We start from the raw sequence: 15,285 nt of genomic DNA, 5'->3' as shown, positions 1-15,285 counted from the left end.
AAGGTCCACTTTACAGCCGCTTAAAGCGACGATCAAAGGAGTGCAATGCGTCAGCCCGCCCTGTTTCAACGCCCCCCTCGCAGGCCTAATGGTAGCCAGGTTTTATCCTGCCGGAGGCTCGCATGAGCTCGCTCGCCCAACATTTCACCCGCCTGCCGCAGGACCTTCGCGCCTGCCTCGCCTTCCTGTCCCGCCTGCCGATTCGCGCCAAGCCCGAGCCGAGCGAAGAACGCCCGCTTTCGGTCTCCGCCGCCTGCCTGCCGCTCGCGGGGATGCTGATCGCGCTCACCCCGGCGGTCGTCTTATCGCTCATCATCTCCTTCGGCGGATCGACGGTGCTCGCGGCCGCAGTCGCGCTCGGCTCAATGGCACTGATCACCGGCGGGCTGCACGAAGACGGGCTCGGCGACACGGCCGATGGTTTTGGCGGTGGCAAGACGCGCGAACAGCGGCTTGAGATCATGCATGACAGCCGCATCGGCACATACGCGCTCCTCGCCCTCCTCTTCACCGTGATCATCAAGGTGGTCGCACTCGGCGAAATCTCGCAGAGCGTCGGCGTCGGCGCCTTTTCCATCATCTGCGTCGCCGCCCTTTCGCGCGCCCTCGCCTACACCCATTGGACGAGCCTTCCGCCGGCTCGAACAGACGGCGTCGCCAGCTGGGCAGGCTGGCCGAAGACCAAAGATCTCGGCTTCGCGGTTCTCCTGAGCGTGCCCGCAATCCTCATTCTCATCGTCATGTTCCCGTTCACCGGCATCCTCGCCATCATTCTGGCGACACTCGGCGTCTTCACCTTCAGCGGCATGGCGCGGCGGCTGATCGGCGGGCATACCGGCGACACAATCGGCGCCTCGGAACAGATTGCGGCCACAATCCTGTTCGCAACTCTGGCACTCGGGGCATGAGATCCCCATTTGGGGGCCCATGCTCGACCAATCGCTTATCATCTTCGGTTCCGGCGACGCGGAGTGGCCTCGCGTCGTCTATCTTCTTGGCGTCCTGATCCTCGTCTTCGGCGGCCTCACCGCCTATCGTGGACGCCTCGGCACGGCCGCGAAACACGCCCTCATCTGGGTCGCCCTCGTCGTCGGGCTGGTCGTCGTCTATGCCTATCGCGAGCCTTTGACGCGCTTTGCCGGACCTGTGATCGACGTTCTGGCCCCCGGCCGCATGACGGTGAGCGTCGACAACAGCGGGCGACAGGTGCTCAATGTCGGCCGCAGCTCCAACGGGCATTTCAAGCTGACCGCCGATGTCGACGGTCATGAGCTCGACTTCCTGGTCGATACAGGCGCTTCGAGCCTCGTCCTGACCTATGAGGACGCCGCACGGGCGGGCATCGACGTGACGGCCCTGCGTTTCGACCGGATGGTGGAGACGGCGAACGGCATCACGCTGCAGGCGCGCGCCGAAATCCATACGCTCAAGATCGGCCCCCTCACCTTGAACAACGTTCCGGCCGGCGTGGCGCAGGAGGGCCAGCTCTTCTCCAACCTTCTCGGCATGAACGTGCTCAACCGCTTTGCCTCATGGCGGGTGGAGAACGGCGAGCTCATCATCACACCGCAGAGCTGAATCACGCCTCAGAGCTGATCGGGCTCCGCTCGGGTTTCGCGCTCAGGCGGCGAGACTTTCAAGCCCGCCGGCTTCCGCAAGGCCTGCGAGAGCGTTCTCAATGACCTCCGGCCCGGCGCCCGCCTTCACGCCTTCGACGGTCAGGATGCGCCGCCAGATGCGCGCGCCCGGCCGCCCGTGAAAGAGGCCGATCATCGGCTTCGTCACCGCCGCCATGCGCCCGCCCGCGGCGCAATGCGCCTCGGCATAGGCGCACATCCGCCGGGCCGCGGCGATGAGGTCGGGGGCGGACGCATCAACCCCATAAATCTCGCGATCGACGCCGGCGAGAAGGCCCGGATCCTGATAGGCGGCACGGCCGAGCATGACGCCGTCGACCTTCTCCAGATGCGCCTTTGCCGCCGCAAGATCCGTGATGCCGCCATTGATGCCGATGAAACGATCCGGCCAGCGCATCTTCAGCCGATAGACGCGGTCGTAATCGAGCGGCGGCACGTCGCGATTTTCCTTCGGCGACAGGCCCTGAAGCCAGGCCTTGCGCGCATGCACCCAGAGCACATCGGCTCCCGCCGCAAAGGCCTGATCGGCGAGCGCATCGAGCGCCGTCTCGATATCCTGATCGTCGACACCCAAACGGCATTTCACGGTGACCGGCAGATCGACGGCCGCCTTCATCGCGGCGACGCCGCGTCCGACGACCTCCGGCTCGCGCATCAAACAGGCGCCGAACGTGCCCGATTGCACGCGGTCGGACGGGCATCCGACATTGAGATTGATCTCGTCATAGCCGAAATCGGTCCCGATGCGGGCAGCCTCGGCAAGCTTCGCCGCGTCACTGCCGCCAAGCTGCAGAGCGACGGGATGTTCTTCAGCATCGAAACCGAGCAGCCGATCGCGATCGCCATGAATGAGGGCATCGGCCGTCAGCATCTCGGTATAGAGAAGCGCCCGCCGCGTCAGCCCGCGATGGAAATAGCGGCAGTGCCGATCGGTCCAGTCGATCATCGGGGCAACTGCAAATTTGTGCAGATAGTCAGTCACTTAATTTCCAACACAGAACACTGTCGGCATCGAACGGACAGGAGCCGAAAGCCCTATCTAGCGATCTGCGAGATCGCCACCTCGCCTATGTGATTGTCCGTCCCTGGAGCAGAATGAAACGATTTCCTGGCTCTTTTCAATGCTAAGCCCTGATTGAGCACGGGAAGCGGCCAGATGGCCGGGCCGCTCTGCAACGGCCCGGTCCAAGATGTGCGCGTCCGCGAGCGGCACAAAGGCCAGCTTGCAGAGCGCGGGGAGAACCCCCGTCCCTTCTCAGCGCGTGGCACGCGCCAGGGACAGCCGGTCGCGCAGACGATAGCCTTGGATGAGCGCGGGAAGGAAATAAGGTTTGCCGTTGTAGAAGGGTATCGCCGCCGGGGGACGGAACTCGAAGGCGCTGCGGGCCTGATCGTCTCCCAGCAGCTTGTGCGCCGCGCGGGTTCCAAGCCAGGGCGCCCAAACGACGCCAGAGCCACAAAAGCCGGTGGCATAGGTCACGCCTTCGCGCTCGAAAACGCGGGGAACCATATCCCAGTTCATGGCGACATGGCCATACCAGCTGTGACTGAGGCCCACGGTCTTCAGCTCGGGGAAGATCCGCAGCAAGCCCTGGCGGATCTTCTCCGTCGGCCCAGCTTCGTCGGTACCGCTCGAGGCGTCGCGCCCGCCCAGAAGGATGCGCGTGCCGTCCGGCGTCGGACGGAAATAATTCCCGAGGATCAGGCCTTCGCTGTACATCATCCGGCTCGGCATCAACCGGTCCATCACCTCCGTGGGCAGCGGATCTGTCACGATGATCCGGCTACGAACCGGGATCAGACGACGCCGCAACCAGGGATCGGAGCCATCGGTGTAGCCGTTGGTGCAGACGAGAACCTGGCGGGCCGAGACGGTGCCCGCTGAGGTCTCGACGGAGAATTCGGCGCCGTCGCGACGAACGCCCTTCACCTCGGTCCCGGAGTGCACGGCGGCACCGGCCTCCAGTGCGAGGCGCAAAATCTCTGCGGCGAGCTTCGCCGGGTGCACCCCGCCGATGTCCATGCGCACATGGCCGCCGCGATAGAAATCACTGCCGATATAGCGGGATTGCTCGGCCTGCGGCACGGCGAAGGTTTCTATTCCCAGCCGCTTGTGCAGCGTCTCTGCCGTGCGCGCACCGGCTTCATATTGCTCCCTTCCGATGGCGCCACCAAACTTGCCCACCGGCTGAAAATCGCAATCGAGCTTTTCGGTGCGAATGAAGTCGTAGAGAAATTTCCGGGCCGTCTTGCCTTCGGCCTCGATGGCAAGCGCGCGGTCTTCGCCAAAGCGGCGAGAGAGCTCGTCGAAGCTCGGCCGAATATTGCCGCTCGTGATGCCCCCGTTGCGCGAGGAGGCGCCTTCGCCCGGCATCATCTTGTCCACGACGACGACAGACCGGCCTGCACGGGCGAGGATCACCGAGGCGGTCAGCCCCGCAAAGCCGGCCCCGACGATCAGAACGTCGGTCTTTTGCGGAAGGGGCTGCACCGGCAGCGGCCGCACAGGAGCGGCGACCCACCAATAAGGGCTGTTCTGAATTTGAGCAGTTTTCGACATTGGCCTATCTCTGAAGGATGGTTTTACAAATGGCGATCGAACTGAACCGCGCCGATAATCCAGAGCACTGAAGCCGGCTCGGAGCTCACATTGCTCAAGCTGTGAGGACGCATCCCGTCGAAGGCGAAACTATCGCCCTGCGAGAGAGCGACGTTCCTGCCGTCGACACTTAAGATAACCTCTCCGGCGAGGACGAGACCGCCCTTTTCGGCAGGATAACTGAGCGCCCATCCACCCGATTCAGCACCCGCATCGATGTGAATGATCATCAGCTGCAGGTGTGGCTTATCCGTCGGGGTCAGCAATTCCTTCTGCAAATCCCCGAGATCTATGACCGGGCGATTGTCAGCGCGCCTGACAAAGTCGGCATCGCCTTCGTGCTCCGTCTCGGATGCAGGCTTGGCGAAGAGCTCCTGAAACGAGACGTTCAGCGCCCGCCGCAAAGATGTGAGCAAACGCACCGAGGGATTGGCGAGACCGCGTTCGACCTGGCTGATCATGCCCACGGAAACGCCCGACGCCTCGGCGAGCGCCTTCAGAGACATTCCCTTCTGCTTGCGCAACAGGCGCAGAGTGGCCCCAACATGTTCTTCGGAATGCTCGGCGCTAAAGCCGGACTTCTGATCCATAGACGGCTCCCTTCCGGCAAGCGTGTGTCAGCAGAAGGCCGGATTCAGCAATGTCTGACGGCGTCCTCGCAACTTGCACAGTGCACGCAAAATTTTGAAATTTCAATCGGAAATGCCTCATTTCTACCGGCGCCTGAAAATTAGCCGCAACCTATTTTCTCTTTATAAATCCATGACTTGCGCATAAAAATCACGAGTAAATGACCCTGTCGATAGTAGCCCACCATCAAAATTCTTGCAGCTAATTTCAATATATGCTCCCCTGCGTCAAGCATGGCAGGAGGAGCGTTTCGTGACAATCGAGCCTAACCCGCGCCCGCTCGGCCAGGACGCCGCGCTTTCGGTCAGAAACCTGACATTGAACCTCCCCGAGGGGATGGAGCGCTCCCACGCTGTCTCACAGATCTCGTTTGATCTCGTGCCGGGCAAGATTCTCTGCATCATCGGGGAATCGGGATCGGGAAAGTCGATCACCGCGAACGCCATCATGGGGCTCCTTCCCTTCAGTATTCGCATCAGTGAAGGCAGCATTTACGTGGGCACCACGGAGATTCAGTCCATGAATCCCGCGGCGCTTCGCGACATGCGCGGGCGGAAGGTTTCCATGATCTTCCAGGACCCACTCTCGGCGCTCAATCCTCTGATGACGGTCGGCGATCAGATCGTCGAAGTCATGTCCGCGCACGGGGTCGGCACCAAGGCCGAACGCAAATCCCGCGCTGTCGAGCTTCTGAAAGAGGTCGGGCTCCCTGAGCCTACGACGATGTACCGGCAATACCCGTTCCGGCTGTCCGGCGGCCAGCGGCAACGCGTGATGATCGCCATGGCGCTCGCGCTCGAGCCCGGCATCCTGATCGCCGACGAACCGACCACCGCCCTGGATGTCACCACTCAGGCGCAAATCCTGACGCTTATCAAAGACATCCAGCACCGCAAAAATATGAGCGTCGTGTTCATCACCCACGATTTCGGCGTGGTGGCCGAGATCGCTGACAACGTCGTGGTGATGGAAAAAGGCAAGATTGTCGAACAGGGCGATGCGGACACGGTCCTCAAGACGCCCTTCCATCCCTACACCAAGCACCTGATCGCAGCGGTTCCTCACATTATCGGCCAGGACCGCACGCCTCATGTCGCCCGCAGCGACACGCCCATTCTGAGAGTTCGCAACCTCGTCAAGACCTATCGCAGCGGCAGTCGGATGTTCGGCACCGAGCGCGTCGTCAAAGCGGTTCAGGGCGCGAGCTTCGACCTGCTGCCGGGTCGCACGCTTGGCGTCGTGGGAGAAAGCGGTTCGGGCAAGTCTTCGATGGGTCGCCTTCTGGTCAAGCTGATCGAAAGCGACGGCGGTGAGATTTTCTTCGAGGGCACGGATATTGCCCCGATGTCCGAGGCCGAGTTCCGCCCGCTTCGTCCGCGGATCCAGATGATCTTTCAGGATCCGTTCGCCTCCCTCAACCCGCGCTCGACCATCGGCCAGATCCTGACCGTCGGTCCGTGCGCGCATGGCATGTCGTTTTCAAAAGCAAAGGCCGAGGCGCTCGCCTTGCTCACCGAGGTCGGCCTCGATCCTGGTGCTTTCGATCGCTACCCGCACGAATTCTCCGGGGGCCAGCGTCAGCGTGTCGGCATCGCCCGGGCACTGATGTTCAAACCACGCCTCCTCGTTGCAGATGAATCGGTCTCGGCACTGGATGTGTCCATCCAGGCACAGATCCTCGAGCTGCTCGACCGGATCCAGCGGGAAACCGGCGTTTCGATGGTGTTCATCACCCACGACCTGCGCGTCGCCTCGCAGATCAGTGACGAAATTGCCGTGATGCAGAAGGGCCGCATCGTCGAGATGGGGCCGCCCTCGCAGATCTTTCTCAATCCCCAGAGCGACTACACGCGAGAACTGGTGGCAGCAATTCCAGGGGAAAAGGCGGCCGCCTGAAGCCGCCAACCCACCAACCCGTTCATTTCAAGAGGGAAGTGTCGATGACCAAGAAGACGAGTATCACTTTGACGCGGCGCGGGGCGCTCGGGCTTGTGGGCGCCGCCGGCGCCACGCTGATGGCACCCAACCTGCTCGGCAAGCCGGCCTTTGCGCAGACCGAGGGCGCACCGGAGGGCCGGGTGATCGTGGGCCTCGTGCAGGAACCCACCGTCTTCAACCCGTTGATGGTCAAAATCGAAGTCGATGACGGCGTTCACTTCTCGCTCTTCGACGCCTTGTTCCGCTTTACGCCGGAAGGTGAGGTCGTGCCCAACCTCGCAACCGAGGTCCCCACCCAAGCCAACGGCGGCATTTCCGAGGATGGCACCGAGTGGCGCGTCAAGCTGCGCGACGACGTGAAATGGCACGACGGCAAGCCGTTTACGGCAGAAGACGTGAAATTCACGCTCGAGCTGATCGTAAATCCCGATTTCCGCGCCTGGCGAACGGCCGGACACGCGTTTGTGCGAGACATCACCGTGGTCTCTCCGACGGAACTGACGTGGAGGATGGAAGAGCCGTTCTCCCCCTACCTGTCCTTCCTGACAGAAACCTTCATCATTCCCAAGCATGCCTTCGAAGGCGTCGAGGATCCCAACAGCGCTCCCTTCAATCAGAGCCCGATCGGCACCGGTGCGTTCAAATGGGACCGCCGTCTCGCCGGTGACCGCGTCGAGCTGGTCGCCAATGCCGACTATCACGGCGAAGGCCCCTACCTCGAACAGCTGGTCTTCAAGTACATCCCCGACATCACTGTTCACTTCACCCAGTTCCGCAGCGGCGACATCGATCTGCTCGGCCGGATGTACATCACGCCCGACAATTACGAGGAAGCCAAAACCCTTCCCGACCGGACCTTGATGCTGCAGCCGGCGCCATCGATTGAAACGATCGCGCTCAACCTGGAGCGTCCCCAGTTCAAGGAACTCGCGGTGCGCGAGGCCCTTTACGCGGCCATCGACAAGCAAGCGATCATCGACGCGATCTATTACGGCGTGCCGAGCTCGGTTGAAAACTACGTACCGCGCAGCTCCTACTATTATTATGCTGACCTGCCGCTGCACGAATACTCGCCCGACAAAGCCAATGCGCTTCTCGACGAGGCCGGCTGGAAACGCGGCGCGGGCGGTATCCGCGAAAAGGACGGCGTGCGGCTTTCCTTCAAGAACTCCACCACGTCCGGCAACCATCTGCGCGAGCAGATGCAGCAATTCGTCCAGCAGATGCTGCAACAGGTCGGCGTGGAGATGACGATCGAAAACATGCCGGCTGCGGTCATGTGGGGCGATTTCTGGATGCAGTCGCGCTTCGATACAGCGGTTGTCGGCATCACCTTTCTGATCGGCTCGGACCCGGACGTCACCAACCGCTTCCATTCTAAAGCGATCACCGCGCAGGGCGGCTCTGGCTCGAACAACTGGCAGATCAAGAACGCCCGCATCGACGAGCTTCTGGAAAAGGGCACGCGCATCTTCGACCCGGCTGAACGCAAGGCCATCTACGACGAGGTGCAACAGATCGTCCGTCACGAGTTGCCATACCTGCCGCTCTTTGCAGAGAACTACATTCACGGGCGCAAATCCGAGATCGAAGGCTTCGAGCCCAACGGCAACACCCGAACGGAATCCTGGAACGCCGCCAGCTGGTATTGGGTCAGCTAACCTCTCTGGCGCCCGTCGCCGCCTCTGCGGCGGCGGGCTTCACGCCCACGTCGCATCTCCGAGACCGCTGAATGCTCCCATTTCTGCTCAATCGCCTATGGCAAAGCTTTATTCTCCTTATCATCGTGTCGATCATCGGGTTCACGATCCTCAACCTCATTCCGGGGGGACCGCTGTCGCAATACGCGCTTGATCCGGGCATGACCGCTGCCGATCTGGAGCGTCTCAAAGAGCAGATGGGACTGAACCGACCGCTTCCGATCCAGTATCTGGACTGGGCCTGGCGGATGCTCCACGGCGATTGGGGCACCTCCTACCGTGACGGCGCGCCGGTGACCGAAGTGATCGGGCGCCATATATTCGCGACCTTCATCCTGATGGGGTCGTCTATGGCCATTTCCATCGCCATCGGCACCTGGATCGGGATCCGCGGGGCGACCCATCGATATTCGCTCTTCGACTATACGGCCACCGTCGGCGCCATGGTCGCGCTGTCGATCCCGACCTTCTGGTTCGGACTGGTCTCTATCTACATTTTCGCCTTGAAGCTCGGCTGGTTTCCCGCCGGGAATATGTACACGATCGGCGATGAAACGGTTCTGGGCTATCTGCATCATCTGATCCTGCCCAGTCTCGTCCTGTCGCTCGTGCATGTCGCCGTGTGGAGCCGCTACATGCGCACGGCGACGCTCGACGTCATCCATCAGGACTTCGTCAAGACTGCCCGCGCCAAGGGCGTCCGCGAAAAACGCGTGCTGATGAAGCATGTCGTCGGCAACGCCCTGCTGCCGATGATCACGCTCGCCGGCATGCAGCTGCCGCAGCTTCTGAGCGGCGCACTGGTGACGGAGACCGTCTTCACCTGGCCCGGAATGGGACGGCTGTTCCTCGATAGCCTGAGCTACAGCGACTATCCGGTCGTGATGGGGCTGCTGATGCTTTCGGCCATCCTGACGCTGCTCGGCAATCTCATCGCCGATATCGTCGTGTCGATGGTCGACCCACGCATCCGTCTTGCCTGACCCAAAGGAGAGCGACATGACCGCACTCTCGGCCACCCCTCATTCTCGCCGACGCGAACGGTGGTGGCGAAGCCGGACCGCCAGGCGCTTCATGCAGCACAAGCTGGCGCTGGTGGGCGCGGTGATCATCGTGGCGCTCGCGCTGGCCTGCATCTTTGGGCCTTGGCTGCTGCCGCACGATTCGCTGCAGATCGACATCCGCGCGCGCTTTTCCCCGCCGTTCAGCGGCGACCATTATCTCGGGACCGACCCCCTCGGGCGCGATCTTGCCGCGCGTCTGCTGGAGGCCGGACGAATCTCCCTTCTGGTCGGGCTGTTTGCGATGCTTCTGTCCACCTTCGTCGGCGCTCTCGTCGGCGTGGTTGCCGGCTATCGCGGTGGGTGGATCGGTTCCGTGCTCATGCGCCTCGTCGACGCCTTCCTGGCGTTCCCCTCGATCTTCCTCGTGCTCGCCCTGGCTGCGGTCCTCAAACCCAGTCCCGCGGTGATCACGGTGATCATCGCACTCACCAGCTGGATGGAAGTCTCGCGCATCGTCGAGGCCGAAGTGCGCTCTCTCCGGGAACGCGAATTTGTCCTGGCGGGCAAGATGCTTGGCCTCAGCGGCAGCCACATGATGTTCCGCGAGGTGCTGCCGAATGCCATGGGGCCGATCATCGTTGCGGCGACCCTGACCGTGGCTCGCGCGATCCTGACAGAAGCCTATGTCAGCTTTCTCGGTTATGGCATCCAGCCGCCGCTGCCGAGCTGGGGCAACATGCTGAACGGCGCACAGCAATATCTGGAAACGGCGCCCTGGCTCGCCATCGTTCCAGGCATTGCGATCACGCTCGCCGTGACCGGCTTCAACTTCATCGGAGACGGGCTGCGCGACGCGCTGGATGTCCGCTCCGAGGGGGGATGACGGGAGGCGGCCATGCCGCGGCATGGTTCGCCCGACACGAGACGCATGGGCCGCGCTGGAATGTCGCCGCGCGGCCCAACTTTATTGAACCGGCGCAGAGCTCAGACGTAGAGATCGAGGTCGAACGTCTCCATCGTCTGTCCGACAAAGACGACGCTGCCGCCACCCGACAAGGCGAGGACGAGATCGCCGTCGTCATTTTCCGAGGCGGTCGCCGTCTGGCCCTCAAGATCGATTGTGTCGCCCTGATCCTGATGGAAGTCGACGACGATATCGGCACCGCTGCCTGCTGCGAAAACGAAGACGTCGCCGCCTGAGCCCCCATACAGGAGATCGGCACCATCACCGCCGATGAGCGTGTCGGCGCCGGCTCCCGCATAAAGCGTGTCGGCGCCGTCGCCACCGTCGAGACGGTCGTTGCCCTCGCGCGCACCGATGACGTCGTTGCCGGCGCCGCCATAGCCCGTGTCCGCGCCCGCCCCCAACCAGATTTGATCGGCGCCATCACCGCCATAGACGATGTCGTCGCCAAGGCCGCCGAAGGCGAGATCCACGCCAGAACCACCGCCGATGTCGTCGGCCCCGCTGCCGCCAAAAAGGGCGTCGGCGCCGCTCCCACTCCAGAGCGTGTCATCCCCGTCGCCGCCGCCAAGCTGGTCATTTGCGGTTCCGCCATAGACGAGATCACTGCCGGTGCCGCCATAGAGCGTGTCCGCGCCGGTGCCGCCCGTCATGGTGTCATCGCCGCTGCCGCCGAAGACGAGATCGAGGCCGTCTCCGCCGTTCATATCGTCGTCCGAACCACCGCCATAGACCGTGTCGTCGCCGGCACCCGAGGCGATGATATCGCGGCCCGACGATCCCGGCACGTCGCCCATGACGACATCGTCGCCTGCGCCTGCGTTGAGCCGATCGTCACCGGCGCCTCCGGTGAGAAAATCGTCACCGCTGCCGGTCGTGATCGTGTCGCTGCCATCGAGCCCCATGATGAAGATATCGTCGGTGGCAGAGGCGTAATTGCCTTCGTCGTCGATCGGCACGTTCCAGCCGTTCACCTGATTGTCGTCGGAGACGCCCTCGAGGCGCTCGTTGGTGCCATTCAAGGTGATGTAGCGGTCGTAATCGAGCGTCGGCGCCACGCCGGCAACAAGCGCAAACTCGCCTTCGACGAGCTCATAGAAACTCGCATAATGCTCGGCGAGAAAGTTCGTATCGAAGGATTTCGAGATCGCATACTGGTCGATCAGGGGCGCATCGAACTGGACGCGGTTGTCCTCAAAGTGGATCTGATCGCCAAGGGTAGCCACCGCCGCTGCAGTGATCGGCGCCTGGGTTGGATCCTGGAACAGATGCTCGACCGCATCGTAGGCGCCCGGATTGCGCACGATATCTTCCGAATGGTCGAGCTGCGAATACCAATCCGGCGTATTGAACGAGACCGAGACCCCGTCGATATCGACGATCGACGTGTCGTAATCGCTCATCAAGGTGAGCGCGATCGGATCGACGCCGGCTGCGGCGAGCGCCACGACTTCAAGCTCCACACCGTCGACGGCCGCAAAGCGCGCCCCGTCGTAGATGGTGAAGAGGTCCGCCACGGTGCCGCCCAGGCTGTGGCCCGAGACCACGACCTTGGTCACGTCGTTGGCCGAGTCCTCGACATATTCCAGCGCCTGATCGATGAAAGCCCGCAGCTGCTCGTAGTAGCGCGCCTGGCCGATGCCGGTGCCGGCCTCTCCGTCGGCGAAGATGCCGTCCGCGTCGGTGCCGCGAAATGTCAGATAGAGCGTGTTGCCGGCATCGTTTTCTTTGATCGCTGCGAGTGCAACCGCCCCCGCCGGCGTGAAGACGCTCTCATCGCCATCCTCATCGACACGGTAATTGTTGCGATAGAGGTCGCCGGCATAGGTGTAGTTCTGGTCGTAGCCGTCGCTCGTTTCGCTGGCGCCGATATCACCGGCCTCGAAGCCGAGTTCTGACGAGGAAAGCGTCTTGAAGCCGAACTGCGCCAGATAAAGGTCGTAGCGGTCATAGACATTGAGGTCCGACCGCAAGCCGACGTCATCGGGATCGCGGCCGGCGCTGTAATCGGCGAGATATTCATCCGGAAGAGCATCCGCTCCCCCGTAGATCGCACGATTGAGAAGAACGACATCGCCCAGGACATCAACAGCGCCCTGTGAAAGGTCGGTCTCTGCAGATGTTACCGCAGAAGAAACCGCGTTTTCACTTCCACTCTCCCAAACCGGGCCCATGCTCGCGCCCCTCCCTGACGGCATCGACGAAACTTGATCTTAGGCGCGAGCAGATGACGAACGAAAGACGGAAAGATGAGCTGCCTGTGTAACCGCGATCTCGCGATAGAGGCGGCGGCGGGCGGAGCGCTGCGATGCGTCAGTGCGTATCGGCGGAACCTCTTCTTCCGGCGTCGCGATTGCTGCCATAAGGGGCCATGTCCTTTTTCTTCGCTTCAGAGCTTGCGGCCTTTACGCCGGGCGATGCCCGTCTCTTGAGAGAGGCGGGCGCCAAGCCGGGCCGGCCGATCGTGGCGCGGACCGCCTCGGCGGAGATCCTGGCGCGGCTTGCCTTCGCCGCCCCGCATCTGCCGGCGCCACTCTTTCCGATCGATCCAGCCCTTCCGCAGGCGGTCGTCGCCGATCTCATCGCCCAATCGGGGGCCGGGCTTGTCGTCGGCGAGCGGCCGGTCGAAGGCATGGACTGTCTGCCCGCAGACGCCTTTCCATCGTCGGCTCAGACCGAGGCACGCTTGCCGTCCGCCCGTTGGACGCCGCCTTGCGGCATCGCACTTCTCGTCGCCACCTCCGGCAGTACGGGCCGGCCAAAAGCGGTGATGCTGTCAGGCGCCAATCTTGAGGCCGCCGCGCACGCAGGCGCGACGGTGGCGCCGCTTCGGGCCGGCGACATGTGGCTTGCCTGCCTGCCGCTCTTTCATATCGGCGGGTTTTCCATCCTGGTGCGCACCGCGCTCGCTGGCGCGGAGGCGCTGATTGCCGAGAAGTTCGAGGCTGCCACCCTCCTCGCCGCTTTGCGCACACGGCCGGTCACGCATCTCTCATTGGTGCCGGCGATGCTTTCCCGCCTTCTCGATGCCGACGGAGAAGACGCGCCCGAAAGCCTGCGCCATGTGTTGATCGGCGGGGCGGCGCTTTCGCCGGAACTCGCTGAACGGGCGGCCGCTCGCAGCTGGCCGATCCAACCCACCTACGGCATGAGCGAGACGGCCTCGCAGCTTGCCACCCTCCCCGCTTTGCCGCGCCCATGGCGCGCCGGCTTAGTCGGAAAGCCGCTCGGCGAAACCGAAGTGGCGCTCGATCCGTCTGGCCGGCTCAAGGTGCGCGGGCCGAATGTCATGGCGGGTTATGCCAATCGGACACTTGCCCCTGGCGACGGGCTTTCGGACGGCTGGTTCACCACGGCCGACCTTGCCGAGATCGACGAAACGGGGGCAATCACCATCCTCGGGCGCGCCGACGACGTCATCGTCACCGGCGGCAAGAAGATCATGCCGCAAAGTGTGGAGGTGCTGCTCGCCAAGGCGCCCGACGTTGCGACCGTTGCCGTCACCGGGCGGCCGGACCCGATCTGGGGCGAGATCGTCACCGCGATCTATGACGGCACGAGCGACGAAGCGGCGCTGCTTGCCTGGTGCCGCGATCATATCGAAGGCGCGCTTCGCCCGCGCGCGGTCGTGCGGGTCGAGGCAATGCCGCTGCTTGCGAGCGGCAAGCCGGACCGTTCAACCCTGAAACAGATCGCCGCCGGGCAGGTGGTCGAATGGAGTAAGGCCGAGGCCCGGACGCTCCGCTAGGCGGATTACGCCCATCTCGATCGGCGGCGGCGCAGCCACGTCTTCGGCAAGCCAGGCGAGCGTGCCGAGACCGTGTGCGAGGCCCTGTCCCGTCGGCAGAGCTGCCGCAAGATGGGCTGCCGCCATGACGCCGATGGCGGAATCGACGACGGAGGTCAGAACGAGTTCTACACCGGCCTGTTGCGCGCGGCGGGCGAGATCAAGCGTCGCGTCCATGCCGCCGATCCGCGCCGGCTTGACGACGAGGCGCCGAACGGCGCGCGCCTCAAGGAGAGCATCCGCCCCCAGGACGGGGACAGATTCATCGGCGGCGAGTGGGAACGGCAACTCGGCCTGCAGGAATGCGAGCGCATGCGGCGTCGGCCCGGCGAGCGGCTCCTCGACGCCATCGACGCGCAGGCCATCCATCTTCACCAGCGCGTGCAGGAAGCGGTGCGCCTCAGCCGGAGCCCAAGCGCGGTTGGCATCGAAACGGAAGGACAGCACGTCCCCGCTCGCTCCGACCAGCTCTTTCAAAGCTTCGAGCTCGCGCTCCACTGGATCGACGCCGACCTTGATCTTGGCGACGGCAAAGCCCGCCTGGGCGGCCTTCTGTGCGCGGTCAACGCAGCCTGCATCAAGGCGGCCGAGAGCGGCGTTCACAGGCACCTCAGAGACCGAATTCTGGCGCAAAAGCCGGTGCAAAGGCAGGCCATTCTGCTTTGCCTGAAGATCGAGGAGCGCCGTCTCAACGGCCCAGCGCACCTGCGGCTGAGCAATCCTTTCGCCAAGGCCGCCGGAGAGCGGCTCAAGCTCTTCGCCCGCAAGCGCGCGCAAAGCCTCGTCGAGCGCGCGAAAGGTCTCGGCATGGCCTTTCTCGCCGGAACTCGGCAGCGGCGCACAATCGCCGAAACCGACGATCCCGTCCGAGGCAAGCGCGACGAGGCGGCCATACCGCGTCGTCATGGTGGCGCTGGCCGCCACCCAGGGCCGGGCGAGCCTCAGCGCATAAGGGCGTGAGCTGGCCTCATCGATGCGCATTCGGACACGTCCGGCGGAATGCTCACACGGGGTGATCGGGCCGCC

At 63.3% G+C, this 15,285-nt stretch carries 12 protein-coding genes; 7 read left to right on the top strand and 5 right to left on the bottom strand.

The window, feature by feature from the left end; all coding sequences use genetic code 11:
- Positions 1–122: 122 nt before the first annotated feature.
- Together cobS and BLP76_RS03970 are read left to right on the top strand one after the other, a co-directional pair.
- Positions 123–908, top strand: a complete 786-nt coding sequence (gene cobS / locus BLP76_RS03975) for an adenosylcobinamide-GDP ribazoletransferase (RefSeq protein ID WP_092809719.1) — start codon at positions 123–125, stop codon at positions 906–908.
- 19 nt (positions 909–927) lie between these two features.
- On the top strand, positions 928–1,578 hold the full coding sequence (locus tag BLP76_RS03970; RefSeq protein WP_092809717.1) for a TIGR02281 family clan AA aspartic protease: 651 nt from the start codon (positions 928–930) through the stop codon (positions 1,576–1,578).
- Positions 1,579–1,620: 42 nt separating this feature from the next.
- On the opposite strand, the gene dusA is transcribed toward BLP76_RS03970, so the two are convergent.
- From dusA to BLP76_RS03955, 3 genes are all read right to left on the bottom strand, one after another.
- The gene (dusA, locus tag BLP76_RS03965; protein WP_280139903.1) at positions 1,621–2,619 is read right to left on the bottom strand and encodes a tRNA dihydrouridine(20/20a) synthase DusA; all 999 of its coding nucleotides are present in this window, start codon (positions 2,617–2,619) and stop codon (positions 1,621–1,623) included.
- Between the two features lie 273 nt (positions 2,620–2,892).
- On the bottom strand, positions 2,893–4,197 hold the full coding sequence (locus tag BLP76_RS03960) for an NAD(P)/FAD-dependent oxidoreductase (RefSeq protein ID WP_092809713.1): 1,305 nt from the start codon (positions 4,195–4,197) through the stop codon (positions 2,893–2,895).
- A gap of 23 nt (positions 4,198–4,220) precedes the next feature.
- Positions 4,221–4,826, bottom strand: a complete 606-nt coding sequence (locus BLP76_RS03955) for a helix-turn-helix domain-containing protein (protein WP_092809711.1) — start codon at positions 4,824–4,826, stop codon at positions 4,221–4,223.
- A 376-nt stretch (positions 4,827–5,202) separates the two neighbouring features.
- Between BLP76_RS03955 and BLP76_RS03950 the strand changes: the two genes are divergently transcribed.
- The 4 genes from BLP76_RS03950 (at position 5,203) to BLP76_RS03935 (ending at position 10,391) form a co-directional block, all read left to right on the top strand.
- Complete coding sequence (locus BLP76_RS03950; protein ID WP_092809709.1) at positions 5,203–6,762, top strand: ABC transporter ATP-binding protein; 1,560 nt, start codon at positions 5,203–5,205, stop codon at positions 6,760–6,762.
- Positions 6,763–6,806: 44 nt separating this feature from the next.
- Positions 6,807–8,465, top strand: coding sequence for a peptide ABC transporter substrate-binding protein (locus BLP76_RS03945; protein WP_092809707.1), 1,659 nt, complete (start codon positions 6,807–6,809; stop codon positions 8,463–8,465).
- A 71-nt stretch (positions 8,466–8,536) separates the two neighbouring features.
- Positions 8,537–9,487 carry an ABC transporter permease gene (locus BLP76_RS03940; protein WP_092809705.1) on the top strand — a complete coding sequence of 317 codons (951 nt, stop codon included), beginning with the start codon at positions 8,537–8,539 and terminating at the stop codon, positions 9,485–9,487.
- Positions 9,488–9,503: 16 nt separating this feature from the next.
- Positions 9,504–10,391 (top strand): ABC transporter permease, encoded by an 888-nt coding sequence (locus BLP76_RS03935; protein WP_092809703.1) that lies wholly within the window; start codon positions 9,504–9,506, stop codon positions 10,389–10,391.
- Between the two features lie 101 nt (positions 10,392–10,492).
- Here the strand turns inward: BLP76_RS03935 and BLP76_RS03930 are convergent, their stop codons facing one another.
- Positions 10,493–12,646, bottom strand: coding sequence for an alpha/beta hydrolase family protein (locus tag BLP76_RS03930; RefSeq protein ID WP_092809701.1), 2,154 nt, complete (start codon positions 12,644–12,646; stop codon positions 10,493–10,495).
- A 197-nt stretch (positions 12,647–12,843) separates the two neighbouring features.
- Here BLP76_RS03930 and BLP76_RS03925 point away from each other — a divergent pair, with 197 nt between their 5' ends.
- Positions 12,844–14,220, top strand: coding sequence for a class I adenylate-forming enzyme family protein (locus BLP76_RS03925; protein ID WP_092809699.1), 1,377 nt, complete (start codon positions 12,844–12,846; stop codon positions 14,218–14,220).
- Here BLP76_RS03925 and menC read toward each other — a convergent pair.
- Entirely contained in the window at positions 14,149–15,240 is a 1,092-nt protein-coding gene (menC, locus tag BLP76_RS03920; protein WP_092809696.1) for an o-succinylbenzoate synthase, read from the bottom strand. The two genes, BLP76_RS03925 and menC, sit on opposite strands and share 72 nt — an antisense overlap.
- Between the last annotated feature and the right edge of the window lie 45 nt (positions 15,241–15,285).

Source organism: Afifella marina DSM 2698, assembly GCF_900102695.1.
GTDB lineage: Bacteria > Pseudomonadota > Alphaproteobacteria > Rhizobiales > Afifellaceae > Afifella > Afifella marina.
Note: the sequence above shows the minus strand (reverse complement) of the source record. Positions and strands in the feature narration are given on the sequence as shown.

Coding starts and splice junctions, on each gene's coding strand:
- BLP76_RS03970 (WP_092809717.1), top strand. CDS start 928: ATGCTCGACCAATCGCTTATCATCTTCGGTTCCGGCGACGCGGAGTGG.
- BLP76_RS03935 (WP_092809703.1), top strand. CDS start 9,504: ATGACCGCACTCTCGGCCACCCCTCATTCTCGCCGACGCGAACGGTGG.
- BLP76_RS03925 (WP_092809699.1), top strand. CDS start 12,844: ATGTCCTTTTTCTTCGCTTCAGAGCTTGCGGCCTTTACGCCGGGCGAT.
- BLP76_RS03955 (WP_092809711.1), bottom strand. CDS start 4,826: ATGGATCAGAAGTCCGGCTTTAGCGCCGAGCATTCCGAAGAACATGTT.
- BLP76_RS03960 (WP_092809713.1), bottom strand. CDS start 4,197: ATGTCGAAAACTGCTCAAATTCAGAACAGCCCTTATTGGTGGGTCGCC.
- BLP76_RS03945 (WP_092809707.1), top strand. CDS start 6,807: ATGACCAAGAAGACGAGTATCACTTTGACGCGGCGCGGGGCGCTCGGG.
- BLP76_RS03930 (WP_092809701.1), bottom strand. CDS start 12,646: ATGGGCCCGGTTTGGGAGAGTGGAAGTGAAAACGCGGTTTCTTCTGCG.
- menC (WP_092809696.1), bottom strand. CDS start 15,240: ATGCGCATCGATGAGGCCAGCTCACGCCCTTATGCGCTGAGGCTCGCC.
- BLP76_RS03950 (WP_092809709.1), top strand. CDS start 5,203: ATGGAGCGCTCCCACGCTGTCTCACAGATCTCGTTTGATCTCGTGCCG.
- cobS (WP_092809719.1), top strand. CDS start 123: ATGAGCTCGCTCGCCCAACATTTCACCCGCCTGCCGCAGGACCTTCGC.
- BLP76_RS03940 (WP_092809705.1), top strand. CDS start 8,537: ATGCTCCCATTTCTGCTCAATCGCCTATGGCAAAGCTTTATTCTCCTT.